The sequence below is a fragment of the Sphingomonas sp. ACRSK genome (assembly GCF_022346685.1).
Lineage (GTDB): Bacteria > Pseudomonadota > Alphaproteobacteria > Sphingomonadales > Sphingomonadaceae > Sphingomonas > Sphingomonas molluscorum.
Genome location: NZ_JAKRNR010000066.1, coordinates 1 through 6032 on the forward strand (window position 1 = coordinate 1; position 6032 = coordinate 6032).

At 62.9% G+C, this 6032-nt stretch carries 5 protein-coding genes; 4 read left to right on the forward strand and 1 reads right to left on the reverse strand.

The features are described from left to right. Positions 1-147: 147 nt before the first annotated feature. Positions 148-2814 (reverse strand): AAA family ATPase, encoded by a 2667-nt coding sequence (locus MHZ35_RS17510; RefSeq protein ID WP_239436797.1) that lies wholly within the window; start codon positions 2812-2814, stop codon positions 148-150. A 387-nt stretch (positions 2815-3201) separates the two neighbouring features. Between MHZ35_RS17510 and MHZ35_RS17515 the strand changes: the two genes are divergently transcribed. The 4 genes from MHZ35_RS17515 to MHZ35_RS17530 form a co-directional block, all read left to right on the forward strand. Beyond that, a complete protein-coding gene (locus MHZ35_RS17515) occupies positions 3202-3834 on the forward strand; it encodes a hypothetical protein (RefSeq protein ID WP_239436798.1) in 633 nt (210 codons plus the stop codon). Between the two features lie 211 nt (positions 3835-4045). Beyond that, positions 4046-4333, forward strand: coding sequence for a hypothetical protein (locus MHZ35_RS17520; RefSeq protein ID WP_129342666.1), 288 nt, complete (start codon positions 4046-4048; stop codon positions 4331-4333). Between the two features lie 68 nt (positions 4334-4401). Continuing rightward, a complete protein-coding gene (locus tag MHZ35_RS17525) occupies positions 4402-5088 on the forward strand; it encodes a L,D-transpeptidase (RefSeq protein WP_132884551.1) in 687 nt (228 codons plus the stop codon). Positions 5089-5175: 87 nt separating this feature from the next. Next, positions 5176-6032 (forward strand): ThuA domain-containing protein (locus MHZ35_RS17530; protein ID WP_239436799.1); only part of this gene is annotated, 857 nt, incomplete at its 3' end.

Genomic DNA, 6032 nt, shown 5'->3' on the forward strand with positions numbered 1-6032 from the left:
GGGTGAGGGGGGTGGGGCTGGAGGGTGTGATCGACAGCTATGTGCCCCAGACCTAGCCATCTACCGGCCCTGGCTTAACCCCGTAACCTGCCGTCCCGTATTCTCGTTCGAGGCAGCCGCCGGAACCTACAAGGGTGGGTGTATCGGCTAAGCGACCTCGGCTTGTGGCGGTGCCGCGACCAACCCTCGCCGACGACTTGCGCGGTCATCATTGGCCTTCTGTCTTGTGGTTCTGAAGCCTGTGAGTTCGAGCAGGTCGGCTTGCATCTGCGCCTTCGTCGGCATGTCTATCTGGCGGCCCTGAGCCTGGTCGTGACCCGAATGCTCGGAAGCGCGTTTCATAGCGCGATGGATGAGCGTGAAATCTTCATCGCTCACTTCGACACCGCCCAAGCGGAGCGTTCCCACATCCGAACCGAAGCGGCGAACGACATCGTTCAACACAACTTCTTCAACTGCGCGCTCCCACGTCTCTCTCAATGCGGCGTAGAAACGCGTGCAACGACGTTTATATTCTTCGCTGGTAATCGCCAGCTCATCAGGAATGGCATCGATCTCTGCCCGCAACGTGCGTTCGCGGTCCTTCACCTTGCGCGCGACCCAAGGCTCGTCGTTGATGCTCACCATTCCAAATTCGCCGTTGTTCCCTTGTTGTATGAGGCAGGGGAGCGCGGGGACCGGGGTATGCCGGTCGAGGCAGGCAATCATAAGCTCATGATAGAAGACGAGATTGTGCGTGAAGATGATGATCTGACGCCCCTTCGCGGCTTCATTGACCAGCCTACGTGCCACCCTTCTGACGCGAGCATGGTCCAGACTCGTCACGGGATCATCGAGGATGATTGCCGAACGGCGGCCAGCTACATGAGATTCTGCAAGAAAACACGCCAAGCTCAAGGCGCGCTGTTCGCCCTCGCTTAGGACACGCGATTTTTTCGCTTTCTTGCTTGATGCCAATCCGACCTCGAAAAAGCTCACGCCTCTCGAACTCTCATCGGCGAACTGCAAGGGAACATGGTTCAACGCAAAGGCTGCAATTTCCTCGCCGATTCTAGTTTGTAGTTCGGGTGAGGTCAGCTCTTTCCGCAGGGTCGTTGCGAGGCGCGACAATGGAGACGTATTCAAAGCGGCTTCGCACGCGAGGTAGCGATGGCGGCACCAAAGCTCCTTCTGGCGTGATACAACCTCCTCAATCTGCCCGTGAAGCTGCTTCTGGTCGGTTAGCTCAGCGATTCGCTCTGTGATTGCGGCGGTACGGTCGTCACCTGCGCGCAAAGAAGCAGCATGGGCTGCCAGTTGAGCGCCCCAGGCTCGCAACGGTTCAACGGGTGAAGGCGGTAGCGGAACTAGGTCCGCAACGACGCCTGCTGCCAGTTGGCCAAGACGCTCATCGCGTCTGGCGCGCAGTGAACGGTTGAAAGCAATCACACTATCAACGAGTGTACCCGCCCCCGAGGAAACTTCGGCGGCTTCCCGCAGCAAGGCCTGCATGTCGGCGTCCGTTTTGAAGGTAACATTGCGAAGCACGGTAACCCGTAGATCGACGGCTCGGGTAGCGCTCAGTGCCTCCCGTGCCGCGGCCCCTTCCACGAAGGCGTCAAATGCGGCTAGGCGCCGAGCAGCTTCTTCGCCAATGGCTTGCTGACATACTGGGCATGGGTCGCCGACAGCAAAGGATTGATCCGGCGGCCTAACACCTGCCTCCGCCGCAAACTGACGCGCCAGTCTGTACAACTCACGCCATACATCAGAACCGGTCGCCTGAATCGGCTGCTTGCCGATCTGCTCGGCAGCTAGCGTCTCTGCAACTTGCTTCGTTCTCTGCTTGGCACCCAGCAGCTGCCCGTCCTGCTCGATTATCGGCGACAGCAAAGCTCCGCCAACGGCATCGAAACTGGCGACTGCATTCGCACATGCCGCAGCGATCCGTTCATAACGCACCGCGACGGCGGCAGGGCCTTGAACTAGCTCCACACCAAGCTGAGCCAGCTCGGTTTCCAGTTCGAGATTCCACGTCGCCGCCTGTCGCAAATCCTGCTCGGTCGGAAGATTGGCTTCGGGGGTGCCGATTTGAAGGCGGCTTATCAATCGCCCGACTGTGGTAGTTTGCGAGTAATGGCCGCCATACGGAGGGGTATTGCGTGCCGTGTTGGCGTCGATCCAGCCCCGATACCGACCGGAAGCCGCTCGATACAGTTGCGCTAGTCGCCCGACACAATCTTCCTCGGGTGATAGGTAGAGAATGTCATTTTTGCCATCGACGTAGACGCGGAGATTGTCGGTATCGAGCATGGTGATACCGCTCAGTATCTCCGGCTTCGGGCTGCCGTCTGCCCAAGTCTCAGTGGCTGGTTGGCTATCGCCTTTCTGATAGGAGAAGGTGATCGCTTTCTCCGGCTCATCGCCTTCGGCAAACACATTGCCCTGCAGGTCGGCGCTTACCCTAGCCGTGCATAAATGCCGCAAGGCGCGCGTATATCCGCTTTTGCCGACGCCGTTCTCGCCGAAAATGACCGTCACGCCGTTGAGAGCGAACTTGAGGGTCTGCCCGCCAATCAGGCGGTCTAACCCTTGTATGGGGCCGACCGAATGGAGAACCACATCATCCGGCCTTGCTCCTGACGAAACAACAGTGCCTGCGTCAAACGCCAAGCAGGGGCGGTCTCCTTCAACGCTCATGCCGAACGCCACAGCGACGCGATCAACGACTGCGGTGATATTTTCTTCGGTAAGATCGGCTGATGTGGCCGCGCGCTGCATGGCGTCAGCTGCCCAATCAGGCTGCGCCTGACACCACTCACTGAGCTTGCCCATTTCCCCTCCCGCCGACATTTGTCATTCGGCTAGGGGAACTTATCACGTCGCATCAGCTACGGCCTAGCAGCAAACTCTGTTGAGGTTACAATCGTGTGCTAAGCACGGGGAATCCGACCAAGGACGGCACGTTCTGAGGGTTCGCACGCTGGCCTCTCCGCTCAGAAGGGCAACGTTTGCTAGAGTAAATGACGGCCGCTTTCGTAACGCGCGCAATTCAAAGCGGATATTCTGCTCCCGGCCCAATCGTGGGCGCTCGCGGTGGAGCCCGCCTGACACCCACTACCCCCTTCGCGCGTTCAGCATTGCTTCAACGCCGGAAGGGAACGACACGGGGTGCCGGTGCGATGGGTCGCTGCCGGCGGAACGGGTTGGAGAAGGATAGGCATGGGATCGCCACGACGACCGATCGATGTTGCCAGCCGGGGCCGGGCGGCCCTGCGGCCGGGGCTTGCGGCGCTTGGGGTTGCGGTGGGGCTGCTCGCGGGGGTGCCGGCGGTGGCGGGCGACTATGCGACGCGCGAGGTGGGGGCCTGGACGGTGGCGGCGAGCCGGGACGGCAAGGGCTGCTTCCTGACGCGCGAATATGATCGCGCCGGGCGGACGACGCTGCTGCTGGGGCTGGAGGTCGACGGCACGAACCACCTGACGGTGCTGAACGCCAACTGGTCGATCAAGCCGAAGGACCGGCTGGAACTCACCTTCCGCCTCGCCAAGGCGAGCTTCCCCAAGCATTTCGCGGTGGGCATGGCCTCTGGCGGGAAACAGGGGTTCGTCACCGACTTCGGCGCGAAGTTCCCGGCGCACTTCGCCGCTTCCCCCACGCTGCAGATCTTTCGCGGGAACGTGCCCGTCGAGCGGCTGAGCCTGGACGGAAGCGGGGCGGCGGTCGCCGAACTGCGCCGCTGCGTCGAGGGCCAGCGCGGCAAGCCCGCGGGCGGTGCGCGCGAAAAGGAACCGTCGAACGGGATCCCGATCGACCCCTTCTCGGCAGGAGCCGGACGCAAGGGCAAAAACTAGCCGCGATCTTGCTTATGATGTGCAGAGATGAACATTCGTTCAGCTAGATGAACATCAGTTCAGGTAGATGAATAGATGTTCAGGAAAGTGTTGAAACGGTGCAACACTGTCGGTTGATCTGACGCAATGCACATCCGAACCCAATCGGGATTGTTGAACTTTCCTCCGTCAGCTTGGTTGTTCCGGCAGATCAACGAGTGAAAGAACTACGATGTCATTCAATGCCTCTAAATTCGCGCCTGCCCTGATCGTCCTGGTGGCTGGTGTGGGGCTGAGCGGCTGTGCGACCAAGTCGTACGTCCGTGAGCAGATCGCGCCGGTGAGCCAGCGGGTCGACACGCTGGAGGCACGCCTGCAGGAGACCGACGGCACCGCCAAGGCGGCGCTGGCCGAGGCGCAGGCGAACGGCCAGCGGATTGACCAGATCAACGGCCGCGTGGATGGCGTGGAGCAGCGGCTCCAGGCGCAGGAGGCTCGGCCCAAGCGCCCGCGCCACTGATCGCACCGACCGTCAACAGCATCCGGTCGTCCCTTACGGGACGGCCGGATTTCGAGTATCTGCATTTGATGACCTTTTTTCTCCGGGTGCTGGCCGGCATCGCACTGGCCGCTCCCGCCGCAGCGGTTGCGCAATCCCAGGAAGCACCGGCTCTGGAAGCCCCCAGCTTTGAGGCCGAGGCCGGGACGGTTCGTTCCGCCGACGCCAGCCGCGTCGCCGACTGGGTGACGGCATCGGGCGACAACCACGGGCTCCCCTTTGCGATCATCGACAAGCCCAATGCGACGATGCTGCTGTTCGACGCGAAGGGCGAGCAGCTGGCACAGGAACCGGTGCTGATCGGCATCGCCCTGGGCGATGATGCCACCGCGGGCGTCGGCAGCAAGAAGCTGGCGGAGATCGGCCCTGCCGAGAAGACCACGCCGGCCGGGCGCTTCCTGGCGAAGTTCGGCATCCCGTTCCGCAAGGAGCGGATCCTGTGGGTGGATTATGCGACTTCGGTAGCGATCCACACGATCCCGGCGGACGCCGCCAAGAAGGAGCGCCGCCGCGAGCGGATGCTGTCGCCGACGGCGGAGGACAATCGCGTCACCTTCGGCTGCATCAACGTGCCCCGGGCGTTCTACGGCAAGCTCCTGCGGCCGCAGTTCGCGAAGAAGGGCGGCTATGTCTATGTGCTGCCCGACAGCAAGCCGCTGGAAGAGGTGTTCCCGCGGTTGCGCGTGCACGAACTGCGGACCGCGGCGGTTCGCTAGCGCTTCCTGCTGAGCCCCCCTGCGACAAAGGTCGACCTCGCGCCGGGGCTCGGGTTCGCTACAAGGGGGCGACAGGGGGAGAAGGCGATGAAGGCGATCCTGCGGCTATTGGCGGTGCTGGCCTGGGGGCTGATGCCGGGCGCGGCGTCGGCCGAGGACCAGTTCAAGCTGCTCGTGATCGCGACGCCCAGCACCTATCACTATGAATATATCCCGGTCGCGCGCGAGAGCCTGGAAAAGCTGGCGCGGCTGCATTCGATCGGGCTGACCTGGACGAGCGACCCGGCGGTGTTCGACGGCGACCTCAGTCCCTATGCGGCGGTGCTGTTCCTGAACACGCCGGCCGAGCAGCTGAGTGCCACGCAGCGCCAGCGGTTCGAGGCCTATATGCGCGGCGGCGGCAACGCGATGGTGGTGCACCGGGCGGCGATCGTGCCGGCGGGGGCGTGGCCGTGGTACGAGCGGCTGGTCGGGCGGTCGTTCGTCAACCATCCCAAGATCCAGACGGGCGTGGTCACCGTCGCCGACAAGGGCTTTCCCGCGAGCTTCGGCCTGCCGGATCGGTGGATCTGGAGCGACGAGTTCTACGTGACCGAGAACCCGCACCGGGTGGCGGTGAACCCCGTGCTGGAGGTGGACGAGGCGAGCTATGACCCGACGCGGATCTGGCCGGGGCAGGTCGGCCGGCGGATGGGCGCGCACCACCCGGAGGCCTGGTACCACCGGCATGAACAGGGGCGCGTGTTCGTGACGCTGCTGGGGCACCAGGCGGAGATGTACCGGGACGAGCGGTACCTGCAGCACTTGCTGGGGGGTATCTATTGGACGGCGACGGTGACCACGCCCGTCTGGATCTTGGGATGGTTGACGAACGACCGCCCGACCAGCCGCTCGTACCACGGCCACGCCCCCGCCGGCACGATCGCCGCCCGGTGCACCACCAT